The sequence below is a fragment of the Pseudomonas abietaniphila genome (assembly GCF_039697315.1).
Classification (GTDB): Bacteria; Pseudomonadota; Gammaproteobacteria; order Pseudomonadales; family Pseudomonadaceae; genus Aquipseudomonas; species Aquipseudomonas abietaniphila_B.
The window spans coordinates 2,152,738-2,166,430 of the sequence record NZ_CP155619.1; the positions used below are offsets into that span (position 1 = coordinate 2,152,738).

Annotated in this window: 14 protein-coding genes and 1 pseudogene; 12 read left to right on the forward strand and 3 right to left on the reverse strand. The window is 54.9% G+C overall.

Translation table 11 applies throughout. The features are described 5' to 3' along the window. Nucleotides 1–80 precede the first annotated feature (80 nt). From ABDX87_RS09515 to ABDX87_RS09540, 6 genes are all read left to right on the forward strand, one after another. Nucleotides 81–650: an antibiotic biosynthesis monooxygenase gene (locus ABDX87_RS09515; RefSeq protein WP_346832636.1), complete on the forward strand. Its 570-nt coding sequence runs from the start codon at nt 81–83 to the stop codon at nt 648–650. 338 nt (nt 651–988) lie between these two features. Further along, on the forward strand, nt 989–1,699 hold the full coding sequence (folM, locus tag ABDX87_RS09520; protein ID WP_346832637.1) for a dihydromonapterin reductase: 711 nt from the start codon (nt 989–991) through the stop codon (nt 1,697–1,699). Between the two features lie 21 nt (nt 1,700–1,720). Further along, nucleotides 1,721–2,281, forward strand: coding sequence for a GTP cyclohydrolase I FolE (gene folE, locus ABDX87_RS09525; RefSeq protein WP_074753603.1), 561 nt, complete (start codon nt 1,721–1,723; stop codon nt 2,279–2,281). A 4-nt stretch (nt 2,282–2,285) separates the two neighbouring features. Beyond that, nucleotides 2,286–2,657, forward strand: a complete 372-nt coding sequence (gene folX / locus ABDX87_RS09530; RefSeq protein WP_074753602.1) for a dihydroneopterin triphosphate 2'-epimerase — start codon at nt 2,286–2,288, stop codon at nt 2,655–2,657. A gap of 217 nt (nt 2,658–2,874) precedes the next feature. Further along, nucleotides 2,875–3,171, forward strand: coding sequence for a DUF1244 domain-containing protein (locus tag ABDX87_RS09535; protein ID WP_166597198.1), 297 nt, complete (start codon nt 2,875–2,877; stop codon nt 3,169–3,171). After that, nucleotides 3,164–3,505, forward strand: coding sequence for a HopJ type III effector protein (locus ABDX87_RS09540; RefSeq protein ID WP_346832638.1), 342 nt, complete (start codon nt 3,164–3,166; stop codon nt 3,503–3,505). Before ABDX87_RS09535 ends, ABDX87_RS09540 begins: the two co-directional genes overlap by 8 nt. Before the next feature lie 231 nt (nt 3,506–3,736). On the opposite strand, the gene trxB is transcribed toward ABDX87_RS09540, so the two are convergent. Then, nucleotides 3,737–4,699: a thioredoxin-disulfide reductase gene (gene trxB / locus ABDX87_RS09545; RefSeq protein ID WP_346832639.1), complete on the reverse strand. Its 963-nt coding sequence runs from the start codon at nt 4,697–4,699 to the stop codon at nt 3,737–3,739. A 175-nt stretch (nt 4,700–4,874) separates the two neighbouring features. Further along, nucleotides 4,875–5,474 carry a peroxiredoxin gene (locus tag ABDX87_RS09550; RefSeq protein ID WP_346832640.1) on the reverse strand — a complete coding sequence of 200 codons (600 nt, stop codon included), beginning with the start codon at nt 5,472–5,474 and terminating at the stop codon, nt 4,875–4,877. 261 nt (nt 5,475–5,735) lie between these two features. Here ABDX87_RS09550 and cysZ point away from each other — a divergent pair, with 261 nt between their 5' ends. The 4 genes and pseudogenes from cysZ (at nt 5,736) to ABDX87_RS09570 (ending at nt 10,269) form a co-directional block, all read left to right on the forward strand. Then, nucleotides 5,736–6,491: a sulfate transporter CysZ gene (cysZ, locus tag ABDX87_RS09555; protein ID WP_346832641.1), complete on the forward strand. Its 756-nt coding sequence runs from the start codon at nt 5,736–5,738 to the stop codon at nt 6,489–6,491. An 84-nt stretch (nt 6,492–6,575) separates the two neighbouring features. Beyond that, entirely contained in the window at nt 6,576–7,871 is a 1,296-nt protein-coding gene (locus ABDX87_RS09560; RefSeq protein ID WP_346832642.1) for a site-specific integrase, read from the forward strand. A 96-nt stretch (nt 7,872–7,967) separates the two neighbouring features. Further along, a pseudogene (locus ABDX87_RS09565) lies at nt 7,968–8,168 on the forward strand (site-specific integrase); the annotation flags it as partial. 736 nt (nt 8,169–8,904) lie between these two features. Then, a complete protein-coding gene (locus ABDX87_RS09570) occupies nt 8,905–10,269 on the forward strand; it encodes a hypothetical protein (protein ID WP_346832643.1) in 1,365 nt (454 codons plus the stop codon). Between the two features lie 966 nt (nt 10,270–11,235). Here ABDX87_RS09570 and ABDX87_RS09575 read toward each other — a convergent pair. Further along, on the reverse strand, nt 11,236–11,613 hold the full coding sequence (locus ABDX87_RS09575) for a hypothetical protein (protein ID WP_346832644.1): 378 nt from the start codon (nt 11,611–11,613) through the stop codon (nt 11,236–11,238). 167 nt (nt 11,614–11,780) lie between these two features. Here ABDX87_RS09575 and ABDX87_RS09580 point away from each other — a divergent pair, with 167 nt between their 5' ends. Both ABDX87_RS09580 and ABDX87_RS09585 read left to right on the forward strand, forming a co-directional pair. Beyond that, the gene (locus ABDX87_RS09580; RefSeq protein ID WP_431061246.1) at nt 11,781–11,939 is read left to right on the forward strand and encodes a helix-turn-helix domain-containing protein; all 159 of its coding nucleotides are present in this window, start codon (nt 11,781–11,783) and stop codon (nt 11,937–11,939) included. A 560-nt stretch (nt 11,940–12,499) separates the two neighbouring features. After that, a complete protein-coding gene (locus ABDX87_RS09585; protein WP_346832646.1) occupies nt 12,500–13,222 on the forward strand; it encodes a hypothetical protein in 723 nt (240 codons plus the stop codon). The last annotated feature ends 471 nt before the right edge of the window (nt 13,223–13,693 follow it).

Sequence of the window (13,693 nt, forward strand, 5' to 3'; positions counted from 1 at the left end):
CTGACGCGACGCCATCACCCCGGCGTCACGCCATGTGATTTCCCTACCCGGGAACCTCACTCGTTTATCGGAGATACACAATGTCTACCTCACCCGTCACGCTGATGGTTGCCCGTCGCGTCGCCCACGGCCGCTATCAGGAACTGATTGCCTGGCTGCATGAAGGCGAACAACTCGCTACCGACTTCCCCGGCTACCTGGGTTCAGGTGTGCTCGCACCGCCTCCGGGTGACGACGAATTCCAGATCATTTTCCGCTTTGCCGACGAAGCCACCATGCACGCCTGGGAGCATTCGGCCTCCCGACGCTCATGGTTGGTGCGCGGCAGCGGCCTGTTCGCAAAAAATTCCGTGCACCGCGTACGTGGCATGGACGGCTGGTTCGGCACCGTCGGTCAGCGCCCTCCTCGCTGGAAACAGGCAGTGGCCATCTGGCTCGCGTTCTTTCCCGTGTCGCTGATCTTCAACTATGTACTGGGCCCGCTGCTTGCGCAGTTCGATTTGCTGCCGCGGATCATGATCAGCACCCTGATTCTTACGCCGTTAATGGTCTTCTGGTTCATTCCGCTCTCAACGCACTTGTTGTCCGGCTGGTTGAACAGCAGCACACCTGCCACCACGCCACCTGCCGAATCCGCTTCGACCCGATGATGGACAGCGCGCATTCTCAAGCAAGCGCGCTACCACGGCGAATGGCGAACGAAAACGCGAATCGCATCTGTCCCGGCCGGCGCCCTACCCTGTAGGAGCGCGCTTACCCGCGAATGCGCCCGGCAAGACGCTGCAACCTTGACTGCCCCACCGCTCCAGCCTGCAACCGCCAAATGCCCCTCTTTGCTCAGAGTTGTACAGCACTGACCATTGGGTTAACTTTGCCACAGACGGTCGACCTCTGATGGCGCAATGAAACCAATTGCCGCCTGCGCTTCAGATATCGGCACGCCCGCGACCTCCCGGTTTTCTTCTCCCTGATAAGCGCGTGAGCTGCCATGGCTTCCTCTCTTGACCCTGTCCTCATCACTGGTGCCAGCCAGCGTATCGGTCTGCATTGCGCGGAACGGTTGCTGGACGACGGTTATCCGGTGATTGTCAGCTACCGGACCGAGCGGCCCGGCGTGCAGGCGCTAAGGGACAAAGGCGCCGTTGCGATTCAGGCTGATTTTTCCTCGCAAGAAAGCGTGATGGCGTTTATCGCGCAGCTCAAAGGCATCACCGACAGTCTTCGCGCAATCGTCCACAATGCCTCGGAATGGCTGGCCGAGACCCAAGGCGACGAAGGCGACGTGTTCATGCGCATGTTCAACGTGCACATGCTTGCGCCGTATCTGATCAACCTGCACTGCGCCGAACTGCTGAAGCGTTCTGCGATGGCAGACATTATTCACATCGGTGACGACGTCACGCGCAAAGGCAGCAGCAAGCACATCGCTTACTGCGCCAGCAAAGCGGGTATGGATAACCTGACCCTGTCGTTTGCCGCCCGGTATGCCCCAGACATCAAGGTCAACGGCATCGCCCCTGCCATGCTGATGTTCAAACCAGACGACGATGCGGCGTACCGCACTACCACCCTGGCCAAATCGGCATTGGGCATCGAACCCGGTCCCGACGTGATCTATCAAAGCCTGCGCTACCTGATGGACAACCCCTACGTCACCGGCACCACACTGACCGTAAACGGTGGACGGCACGTCAAGTAAGCCGCCCCGAGGAACCCTTTGATGACCTTGTCACTGCCACAACACTACCGTGAAATCCTTGTCGGCCTGGGCGAAGACCCGGAGCGCGAAGGTTTGCTGGACACCCCCAAGCGCGCGGCCAAGGCGATGCAATACCTGTGTCACGGCTACGACCAGACGCTGGAAGAAATCGTCAACGGCGCGCTCTTTGCGTCCGACAACGACGAAATGGTGATCGTCAAAGACATCGAACTGTATTCGCTGTGCGAGCATCACTTGCTGCCTTTCATCGGCAAGGCCCACGTGGCGTACATCCCGACGGGCAAAGTACTGGGCCTGTCGAAGATCGCGCGCATCGTAGACATGTTCGCGCGTCGCTTGCAGATTCAGGAAAACCTGACCCGCCAGATCGCCGATGCTATCCAGGGCGTGACCAGCGCTGCCGGTGTGGCGGTGGTGATTGAAGCCCAACACATGTGCATGATGATGCGCGGCGTGGAAAAGCAGAACTCGACCATGAACACGTCGGTGATGCTTGGCGCGTTCCGCGAATCGACCACGACACGGATGGAATTCCTGCAACTGATCGGACGGAGCAAGTAGTCCCATGGCAAGACTCGAACCAGGCACCGCACGCATCAGGGTCAAGGACCTGTGCCTGCGCACCTACATCGGCATCAACGAAGACGAAATCCTCAACAAACAGGACGTGCTGATCAACCTGACGATTTTGTATGCGGCTCAGGAAGCGGTCCGCGACAACGACATCGATCACGCCCTGAATTACCGCACCATCACCAAAGCGATCATCCAGCACGTCGAAAACAATCGCTTCGCCTTGCTCGAACGGCTGACGCAGGAAGTGCTGGACCTTGTGATGAGCCACGAACCCGTGCAGTACGCCGAAGTGGAAGTCGACAAGCCGCATGCCCTGCGCTTTGCAGAGTCGGTGTCCATTACCCTGGCGGCCGAACGCTGATTCCGACGATGGAGCACGTTCCGCTGCGGGACATGTTCCATTGTGGGAGCGAATTCATTCGCGACAGGCAGGCACATCCAACACCGGGATCGGATGTGCGACCACATCGCGAATGAATTCGCTCCCACAGGTCATGTGTCCGTTCGACGGACACCATTGCCCGCCCCGCCCTGCACTCTTATCATCCGCCCCATCATTTCTTCGCACAGAGCCCGTCATGACCGAGCAACAACGCCTCGAACTCGAAGCCGCCGCCTTCCGTCGTCTGGTTGCGCACCTGGACAGCCGCAAGGATGTGCAGAACATCGACCTGATGAACCTGTCCGGTTTTTGCCGGAACTGCCTGTCCAAGTGGTACAAGGCCGCCGCCGACGAGAAGCAGATCGACATCAGCCTCGATGACGCCCGCGAAGTGGTCTATGGCATGCCGTACAGCGAGTGGAAATCCCTTTATCAGAAAGAAGCCAGCGCCGACCAGCAGGCCGCGTTTGCCAAGGAAAAGAAACATGACTGACTTGAACACCCTGCGCGCCAGTCTCAACAGTGGCGAACACGTATTCGCCGACACCCTGGCGTTCGTGGCTGCGCACTACGACTACCAGCCGCAAGCGTTCAGCAACGGTCCGGTGGAGAACGCCGCAGGCCAGAACGAAGGCTCGTGCAAGACGCTGGGCCTGGCACTGCTGGAAGGCTTGAGCGACGAAGAAGCCCTGCTGGCCTTCGGTGAGCATTATCGTTCGGTCGTCGCAACGCCAGACGGCAGCGACCACGGCAACATCCGTGCGCTGATCGTCCATGGTTTGGCGGGCGTCACGTTCAGCGCGCAGCCGCTGACGCGCAAGGCCTGACACCCCTCGCCCTTGTAGGAGCGCGACTGTGTCTGGGCCGCATCCGGACGATCGGCGACGCAGTCGTCGTAGAATCAGTGCAATGCGGTATCGCTGATGCACCGCGTTATCCGGTTTTACTGCCGCTGCGCGCCAGATCGCGGGACAAGCCACGCTCCTACACGTGATTGCGGTCAACAGGCATAAAAAAACCGGCCCAATGAGCCGGTTTTTTTGTGTTGAAGCGGCCGATCAGAACGAGGCGTTCGCCAGGCCGTCCAGGTAACGCTCGACGTCCAGTGCCGCCATGCAGCCGGCGCCCGCCGAGGTGATCGCCTGACGATAGACGTGGTCAGCCACGTCACCTGCCGCAAACACACCGTCAACGCTGGTGGCCGTCGCATTACCTTCGCGACCGCCCTGCACCACCATGTAGCCGTCTTTCAGCGCCAGCTGACCGTCGAACAGCGAAGTGTTCGGGGTGTGGCCGATGGCGATGAACACGCCGTCGACTTTCAGCTCCGACGTGCTGCCATCGTTGTTCTTCAGGCGCGCACCGGTCACGCCCATGTTGTCACCCAGCACTTCGTCCAGCGTCGAGTTCAGCTTGAGCTCGATCTTGCCTTCGGCGACACGTGCGTGCAGCTTGTCGATCAGGATCTTCTCGGCACGGAAGGTCTCGCGACGGTGAACCAGCGTCACTTTGCTCGCGATATTGGCCAGGTACAGCGCCTCTTCAACGGCCGTGTTACCGCCACCGACCACAGCCACGGGCTTGTTGCGGTAGAAGAAACCGTCGCACGTCGCACAGGCCGAAACACCCTTGCCCATGAACGCCTCTTCGGACGGCAGGCCCAGGTAGCGAGCGCTGGCGCCAGTGGCGATGATCAGCGCGTCGCAGGTGTAGGTGCCGCTGTCGCCCTTGAGGGTGAATGGCTTGCCGGCCAGATCCACGGAGTTGATGTGGTCGAAGACGATTTCGGTTTCGAAACGCTCGGCGTGTTCGCGCATACGCTCCATCAATACCGGGCCGGTCAGGCCATGGGGATCGCCCGGCCAGTTGTCGACCTCGGTGGTGGTGGTCAGCTGACCACCCGCCTGCATGCCGGTGATCAGCAGAGGCTTGAGGTTGGCGCGTGCCGCATAGACCGCAGCGCTGTAACCGGCAGGGCCGGAGCCGAGAATAATCACTCGGGAATGACGTACATCAGACATGACACACTCCTATCGACCGGCCATCGTTACGTGTGGTCGGAGTTACTGAAAGCTGGACCGGCGCACCGGCTGAATTAAAAAGGACCCGCGAGCGCGCTTGGGGAAGGTTGACTCGCCAATCCTGAAATCTGGAAGCTGCGACCGAAGTCGCAGCGACGGTATTACAAGCTCTTCTTTACAAGCTCTTCGCGTTTTCAGCCAGGTAATCGGCAACGCCCGAAGCGTCAGCCTTCATGCCTTTCTGGCCTGGACGCCAGCCAGCCGGGCAGACTTCGCCGTGCTGCTCGGTGAACTGCAGTGCTTCGACCAGACGAACCATGTCGTCTACGTCGCGGCCCAGTGGCAGGTTGTTCACCACCTGATGCTGAACCACACCCGCCTGGTCGATCAGGAACGAACCGCGCAGCGCAACGCCGTCTTCGTGTTCGATACCGTAAGCGCGAGTGATCTCGTGCTTGATGTCGGCGACCATGGTGAACTGGACCGGACCAATGCCGCCCTTTTCAACCGGGGTGTTGCGCCATGCGGCGTGGGTGAAGTGCGAGTCGACGGAAACGCCAACCACTTCAACGCCCAGGTCGCGGAATTTAGCGATGCGGTTGTCGTGCGCGATGATTTCCGACGGGCACACGAACGTGAAGTCCAGAGGCCAGAAGAACAGCACGACGTATTTGCCACGCAAAGAGGACAGCTTGAAGCTGTCGACGATCGAACCGTCACCCAGGACTGCCGCTGCGGTGAAGTCAGGGGCTTGTTTGTTTACCAGAACGCTCATTGAGACTCCTTCGAGGTTCAAAGTGAATGGGAATAGGTCTAAAAGTTGCCCGCAAGCTTATCGGGGCGGCGAAGATTAAGGAAATATCGTTTCACAATCCAGCTCATAGACCGCACCTATTCCGACAAACCGTTTCGCGCGTCCTGCCGATAGACTTTACCGTCGCCAGAGTGTTTCGGCGAATGTCACGGTGCTGATCCGGCTTCCGCCGCCCACGCAAAGCCGGTAAGGTCGGCGCGTTTTCAACGATTGGAGGATCACATGCCCGCACCCGCTCTGTCCGGCCCGCAATACCTGCGCGAAGGCCTGAAACTGGTCCTCAGCCCCGGCCTGCGTTTATTCGTCCTGTTGCCCCTGACCATCAATCTGGTGCTGTTCAGCGCGCTGATTTATTTCGCGGGGCACGAATTCAGCCTATGGGTCAATTCGTTCATGCCAACGTTGCCCAGTTGGCTAAGCTTCCTTAATTACATTCTCTGGCCCCTGTTCGTGGTGCTGGTGGTGTTGATGGTGTTTTTCACCTTCACCATGATCGCCAACATCATCGCGGCACCATTCAACGGCTTTCTGTCGGAAAAGGTCGAAGTCGTCCTGCGGGGCACCGATGACTTTCCGGCGTTCAGCTGGGGCGAACTGATCGAAATGATCCCGCGCACCCTCAGTCGTGAAATGCGCAAGCTCGGCTACTTTCTGCCGCGCGCCATCGGCCTGTTCATCCTGTCGTGGATCCCCGTGGTCAACATCATCGCCGCGCCGCTCTGGCTGCTGTTCGGCGTCTGGATGATGGCGATTCAGTACATCGACTACCCGGCCGACAACCACAAAATGAGCTGGCAAGACATGCTCGCCTGGCTACGCGCCAAACGCTGGCAGAGCATGAGCTTCGGCGGCATCGTTTATCTGGTGCTGCTGATCCCGGTGGTCAACATCCTGATGATGCCTGCGGCGGTGGCCGGAGCGACGTTGTTCTGGGTGCGCGAGCGAGGGGCGGAGACGCAGGTGGAACGGGTTCGCTGATGCTTCTACTCCACTCGCCTGAGCGTCAGTAAGTAACGTAAGCATTGCCCCTTCCCAGCCAACTGATACACAAGGCTGGTACACATGGCATTGATAGCACAACCATTCAGGCACCCAGACTCAGGCATCTACTACCTCCGGCGTCGGGTGCCGGATGATCTCAGGCACATCATCGGCAAGACCGAAATACGTCGCTCGTTGAACACGCGAAATCACCAGCAAGCGAAATCGGCGTTTGCTGTCGCGTACGCGGAATCCGAACAGCTTTTTCATAATGCACGCCACGGCCTCAATTCTGAGCATCATAAGCTGCACGAGATCACGTCTCTCCCGCTCGCAGCACCAGCACCAGCCCCGGTGAAAATGGAAAGCCATGTACGGCTTTCGGAAGTACTTACTGACTACGTTAAGGCCATATCCATGTCGGACAGGCCTGCATACGTGTCCCGTCGTCACGGAGTTGATTACAGTCGAGCGGTCAATCGCTTCATTACGGACATGGGTGACAAACCCATAACGGCGATCCAGCCCTCGGACATACACGCGTTTGCTGCCAAACTACTCCAGCCGTCAAGTGATCAGGTCAAACCGCTCGCAACTTCATCCACCCGCCTGTTATTGGCGAGGCTCTCATCAGTGATGGCGTTCGCCGTCGACCACGGGCAGATCGAGACAAACCCAGTCACCGCATCCCGAATTCACAAACGCCTCGGATCAGGTAAGCCGAAACGCCGCCTGGACGATAATCGGGGGTATAGATGGGACGAACTGGTCACTTTGTTCAGCCATGCAGAGTTTCAAAAGCTCCGGACAGCGGAGGGACGACCGGGCTATGCATTGTTCTGGATACCGCTGATGGCGGCCTACACCGGAGGACGACGGGAGGAACTGGCTCAGCTATATGTCCGGGACATCCATCAACACGAGAGCGGAAGTTGGTTCATACGGATCATCGACGACCGCCCTGACAAGTCCGTGAAGACCGACAGTAGCCGCAGGGAAATCCCAGTGCATGAGGATTTGATCGCGCTAGGGTTTCTGACATTGGTGCAGGATCGGCAGCCAGAAGACAGAGTCTTCCCTCAGCTCATCAAGGTGTCCGATGGTTTCGCCGGGATCGTGACCAAGGCTTGGCGTCCAATCACAGCAAGGTGCGGAGTGTATCAGCCAGGCCGAAACCCGCTTCACGCGTTCCGACACAGCTTCAAGACACTCGCAAGGGAACATGGCATTCCGAAGGAAGTAAGCGACTGGATCACTGGCCATGCGACCGGACACATCGGAGACAGCTATGGTATTAACCCGCTTTCTCGAATGGCGCTGGAAATAAAGAAGCTGCCCAGTATCGCGAAGGCGGCAGGGCTGCTCGCGGACGCGTGAGCGAATCGTCTGGCACAACGAGCTTGCGGACAGGTATCAACGTAGCTCGCCGCTCGGCTCGTCGTACAGGTATCGGGGTGATGCCCGACACCGGGCGAGCTGAGCGTCACCGACCCAAGGAAAACGTTCCATAGCTTCCGCCACACGCTCATTGACGACCTGCGAGATGCTGGAGTTCAAGATTCACTGATCAAACGAATCGTCGGACATGAGGATGGGGCAGTCACGTTCAGCGTCTATGGCAGTCGCAGCCCATTGAAGGCGATGGCTGAGGCTTTGTCAAAGATCGAATTGTGAGTCTGGCAGCCCAAAACATGTCGAACATTTAGGTAATAAGTCGAACACTTAAGCAATAAGTCGCACACTTAGGCATTAAGTCGAACACTAACACTGAACAAATAAATACTAAAACCAGTAAATTGAGCCCCAACAGCGACAAGCTGCTAAAAAACGCCAGCAAATCGCACTCTAAAACCAATAAATCGAAGATTAATAAAAAATAAAAAATCAGCAAAAAAAAAACACAACCAAGAGCTATCTTTCGATTGACAGACTTGGAGAACGACTGGATGATTACTTCGAAAACGCAAACTGGCAGCTTGAGACTTATCAGGCATATCACAAAGCTCGGCAAAACCTGTTTGATATCGAAAAAACTTACCCAAAGAAAAAGCGTCGCGAGCGTATGGCCAAGATTGAACGACTGAGAAACCTGACTTAACTTTCCAGAATTGCAGCCAAGCCCAAGAGCAAGGGTTCACTTATCTAGCCTAGCTTCACAAGCTACCAGAGCGCTATTGAGACTTCACAAACTTCTAACCAAAGACTCACAGCTTTGGCAGTGCATTGCTAAACCATGAATTCAGTCGATAATTTTAAAGCCGAACCTATTATGAAATCTATCCATACATTAATTGCACCACCAGGAGCGGGAAAAACTTCTTGGCTAATTAACCGGATCACCACATCACTAGACCAGTATTCCTTACTCGTGTTTCCAACCAAAGCCCTTTCGGCAGAGGTACAACGCCGAATGCAGACCCAAAGTATGGACTTTAATGCCATCGACAGTAGCACTGTGGAAGGCTCTGTAGTCAAATGCTTAGAGGAGAGCCTGCTCAACCGAACACACAGAATTTTGATATGCACTCACGAATCACTGAGGCTGATCGCCCCTGAGACGCTAGATGGATGGAAACTTTACGTTGATGAAATCCCGGCTACCTGGGACTGCTCTACGTATATCTTCACCGACATATCCTACCGGAAGACATTTGATAAAATCACTACCATTGCCAAATCAGGCGACAAGAGTAAGCTGTATGCAAAGGACGATTGCCGTACGCTTATTGAAGGACTGGCAAATGGAGACGACTCAACTCTTGCCACTGATGCACGCGAAGTTCTTACGGCATTACTTGATAGCAGATATGCTGTTGAAGTTGATGACATTGACGCCAGGCTGAAACGGACAGTTAGAGTCATCGGGATTAAACATTATATCCCCGCATTCGAAGCAGCAGAGGAAGCAGTGATCATGGGGGCTGAGGTAGAAAAGACTCTTCTTGGAGTTACGCTCAAAGCAGCAGGCTGGCTCATCCGACCCATTGAGGCAGACATCGATTTTACGGGGTATGGAAACAAGGTAGAGATTCATCCTTTCTTCAACAACAGACCGTACTCCAAAAGCGCCGCACTTATGAAGGGAGGAAAGCTTTATCCTGACTATCAGGAAGATTGCCTGTTAGATGCATGGTTGAAAGTAGACGTATTCAGAATCATTGGGAACAGGCAAGCTATTCTAGTCGCCCATCAGTGGTGCCAACCCGAACTACCTATTCCACCACGCCATGACGATAGCAACATCAAATTCATCCCCATCGATAACAGGGGTATGAATGAGTACTCAGACTACAAAATTGCAATCTGCCTGCAGCATGGAAACATCACTCCAATTGAGGCTAGAAGTCTGGGCACGCTTGCAGAGCTGTTATCTGTAAAGAATGAAGTAAACCCCGAAGAAATCAAGAGTGCCGTAAAGTACGAACGATTTTATGAATCAACCCTGCAATCTGTTTGCAGAACTTCTCTACGCTCAAGAACAAGCACCTCCAACATATTACTATTCGTGCAAGACCTAGAAATTGCAAAATTCCTAGCAGAAAAAATAGGCAATTGCGAGATTAACGAAGAGTTCTCTGAGTACTATTTACCACCAGAATCAGTATCAAAAGCAAATAGAGACAATTTGAAGCAGAAGGCTATCGGCATGTGGTACCAGAAGCAGAGTATAGAAAACATAGCTAGGGAGATCGGAAAAACACCAAGAACGATACGCAATTGGCTCAGATCACGCAGGGAACTTAACCAATCTGAAACACCGGAAATTTCCTCTTAAAGCTCTTTAAGAGATTTTTTCCATCCAACACTGCATAGTGCATGAACTCGTGCCAAAGGGCACCACCGCACCCTCCCTAAATGTAGAACCGGGCAATGCCACTCTTCTCATTAAAACTCTTGAAACAATGTAAACTTACACATCAGCCCCCGTGACGAACGTCACATACAATCTGCCGAGTTAAGATCAAAAACAAATTGGGCTTTCCTGCCTTGCCCCACTATTAACTACCTGTGCCTTAAGCACAGATTACACTTAAAGAGTACAAAATACAGAAGACGGAGGAGCAACCAAGCTCCTTCTCGCTCTTGATCTTAACTGTAACGATAATCTGGTGGCCTCAGCCACGATTAACCCACTCTTGATAATAAGTTGTCACCATGATCAAACCTGCCCCCAGGGCACCATGTAGCACGAACCGGGACAGGGAGGGGTATACATCCCCACCCTCCCTCTGAACATGCACAGGCCTCATCCGTGCTCACAAGCACTGGCAATAACATTTAAAGCGAGTTATCCGTAACGGAAGTAGTTACCGATCATTGCTGCCCCATGGTGCGATCACGGCGAGCAAGAGAGCGTACGTGGCCCTAACCCACCCTAATGCATCTTAGACTTGAACATGCGGGGGTACACCACCCTCATGAGGCCATCGAAATCCGAGTGCAGAAATGCTGGATGCACGACACAGGCAAGAATGCGAGATCGCATCGCGGCCATGTCGACCAAGGTGATCCAACCGCGCTCTATCAAACTCGATACGGCTCGATCTACCCGCTCAGGTCTCACTGTTAGGAATTCAGGCAATAGATCAAGGTCGAGTTTCACGGTGCGATCACCGTCCATTCGGACCAAGAGCAGCAGCATTACCGCTACCCTGTCCTCGTTCAGCGCTGTCATCGCTGCCATCACTTCGAAGGCATATCGGGGGACATGAACCACTTGGTTATCAGGTGCCATCGCGACTCACCAGCGTTTCACGGAAGGTTCGCGAAGCTCATCTGGGACTTCTGCTCGGGCAAGAGTCGGATTCACCGTACAGGCAATGGGCTCACCAGACTCGGTACTGGATTGAACCGCTCCAATGAACCCAGCCCCCGCTAGATCAGCAATGGCCTTTGTGACGTCCTGCGGTGTGATCTCACAGTGCTGGGCTACTGCTGCGATGTCGAGCTGCACAGCGCCACGATCATCAATTTCGCCTACCAGCTTTAGCATTACAGAAACCGCGTTAGGGTTGGTCTGGTTCAAATTGCCCAGGTGTTGGAACAAAGCCGGGTTGTAGAACAAGCTTTCGCCGATTTCTTCAGTTGCTGCGGGTAGTGCCCCGATTCGGTTGCTCATTTCTCTGCTCCAAGGACGTCGCTAGGGCCGAACGCCTTCCACGATGTCACGATTAGTGTGTGTCAGGTCAAAGCATATCCCCGGACCATGGGCGGATGCCAGCACCGCCTCCATCTCCAGCTCTTCAACGTCAGTTCGGCCTTCGTGTCCGTGAGCTTCGACTTGCCATGGGCGTCAACCAAGAAGCATTTGCAGATAGGTGTGGTTTCGCCCGAACGTACATGTCTCGAATTGAAACAGGGGGTGCGAACCCGTCGATCAACGCGATCAAGGTTCTTGCCGATGCTCTTGGTGTAAGCATTTCTACTCTGTTCGAAGGGCTGTGATCGGATCCGCTTATCTACTGCCACATCTATCCGTTATCTAATACGTTTGCAGCGTCCGCTACAGGTGCAGTGTGATTTGTAGCACGTCAACCCCCCTATTTCCGGGCATTGGCGGTGACGGGGTTAAGCAAAGCTACCTCTTCTTCTCTGCCCCCAGAAATGGTGAGGTTAGCCACAGTGAAACGTCGCTGGAACAACGCCTGTTAAATCAAGCCTTACCACAGCCCGCTCTGTAGCGGGCTTTGTCGTATCTGGCGATCACGTTCGGCTCTTGATGATCGTTCCCATGCAATCCCACAAGCCACCAGATAATATGGTGCGACAAGGGCAATCATTATTCCAAAATCATGTGGCTTTGCATTGCCCCATAGAGTGGACCGCTCAACACCCCCGGAAAAATTGACAGGAATCGGTCTAGCTTATTTTCAGCGTAGAGAATCCAGGCTCTTAGAGAGTCGCATCTGTTTTTCGGCAAGGATTTGGTTTCAGCGAAATGGTTTGAGTGCGAGAGTCATGGGCCAACTGCTACTATCGCCAATCACCCCACAGGTTGGTCAGCAATGCACGATTTAGACTCCCCAGATTTCAATAAGGCACGCGGGTTCCTGATTGGGTACTCAGGGATCGTGCTGGCGCTGTGGTTCTTTGGGGCAAAGTTGGAGAAGTTTCAGCTTATGGGGACAGAGATTCAACTGGAGCAGAACGTTAGCAAAGCGTGGCTTACCCTGTGTCTCGTCAACATCTATCTCTGGTGGCGTTACTATCAACGGCTCCCGGCCCAGGCCCTCCTATTCGATGAGGCAATGCACGCGCTGTATGATGCAAGTCTCAGATGGGTCGCAATCCGCGTTAATAACCGTGCGATGAAGCGAAAGTTGCAAGAGATTTTTGCAGAAGATCCGAACGGTGCGGAGGCGGTCGAATTCTATAGGGGGCGAGGCGTTCTTACCTGTCACGCAAAGATCGAAGAAGAGAATCGTGCCCACCCTGATGGGACTGACATCCGATATGCGAACAGAGCGTTCCGAACTGAGGTTCGTCTTTATTTCGATTACCGCGTGCGGACGAAGGGGCAGTGGAACCCGTTCTGGCAGGAATACCATTTCGGGATTTACAAACCGCCCCTGATCTTTACTTGGCCCGCAAAGGTATTCACGGTTGTACGAGGCGCATTCGTAACGCCTTGGCTTACGGACTACGTTATTCCCCTAATTTGGGGCGCCGCCAGCACCATCGCTGCGTTCTGGATGTACCTGCATACTAATCACTACTTTTGTCTCTGAGCACTCACTGATGAGTCCCTGTGCGACTCTAACAAATCGGTTTCCAGTAGGTGGCAGCTTTGTCAAAGCCTGTCGGCTTCGGAGCCGCACCCATGGCAGACGAGCGAAACCACCAAGTCAGTACAAGCTTGGTGGTTGTGACTTACCCGCTTGCTCTTAACGAGGCCAGCTACGGTGGTGGTGACACACGTCCTCCCAGGTTCCGAAACGGAAACGCCTGTAGCGGCGAACCGGAACAGGTTTGGTGGTGGTGGCATGGCAGATGTAGCAGGTGCAAAGAGGCATGATAGCCGCTCCTGTATCGATGTGGATTAGATCGCACATGCCCAGAAACGACCGACAATCAGTAGATGATTGACATAACCATAGCCAGCTGGCTTAAATGGCGGCCTTCTCTGCACAAGTGCTAGCGCATGCGTCAGGGGTACGGGTAGTCGCGTTACGTTTGGCGACAGAGCGTGACTACTCGTA

Bases quoted from the DNA above. Each gene is read 5' to 3' on its own strand.
- ABDX87_RS09515 (WP_346832636.1), top strand. From the start codon at position 81: ATGTCTACCTCACCCGTCACGCTGATGGTTGCCCGTCGCGTCGCCCAC.
- folM (WP_346832637.1), top strand. From the start codon at position 989: ATGGCTTCCTCTCTTGACCCTGTCCTCATCACTGGTGCCAGCCAGCGT.
- folE (WP_074753603.1), top strand. From the start codon at position 1,721: ATGACCTTGTCACTGCCACAACACTACCGTGAAATCCTTGTCGGCCTG.
- folX (WP_074753602.1), top strand. From the start codon at position 2,286: ATGGCAAGACTCGAACCAGGCACCGCACGCATCAGGGTCAAGGACCTG.
- ABDX87_RS09535 (WP_166597198.1), top strand. From the start codon at position 2,875: ATGACCGAGCAACAACGCCTCGAACTCGAAGCCGCCGCCTTCCGTCGT.
- ABDX87_RS09540 (WP_346832638.1), top strand. From the start codon at position 3,164: ATGACTGACTTGAACACCCTGCGCGCCAGTCTCAACAGTGGCGAACAC.
- trxB (WP_346832639.1), bottom strand. From the start codon at position 4,699: ATGTCTGATGTACGTCATTCCCGAGTGATTATTCTCGGCTCCGGCCCT.
- ABDX87_RS09550 (WP_346832640.1), bottom strand. From the start codon at position 5,474: ATGAGCGTTCTGGTAAACAAACAAGCCCCTGACTTCACCGCAGCGGCA.
- cysZ (WP_346832641.1), top strand. From the start codon at position 5,736: ATGCCCGCACCCGCTCTGTCCGGCCCGCAATACCTGCGCGAAGGCCTG.
- ABDX87_RS09560 (WP_346832642.1), top strand. From the start codon at position 6,576: ATGGCATTGATAGCACAACCATTCAGGCACCCAGACTCAGGCATCTAC.
- ABDX87_RS09570 (WP_346832643.1), top strand. From the start codon at position 8,905: ATGCAGACCCAAAGTATGGACTTTAATGCCATCGACAGTAGCACTGTG.
- ABDX87_RS09575 (WP_346832644.1), bottom strand. From the start codon at position 11,613: ATGAGCAACCGAATCGGGGCACTACCCGCAGCAACTGAAGAAATCGGC.
- ABDX87_RS09580 (WP_431061246.1), top strand. From the start codon at position 11,781: ATGGGCGTCAACCAAGAAGCATTTGCAGATAGGTGTGGTTTCGCCCGA.
- ABDX87_RS09585 (WP_346832646.1), top strand. From the start codon at position 12,500: ATGCACGATTTAGACTCCCCAGATTTCAATAAGGCACGCGGGTTCCTG.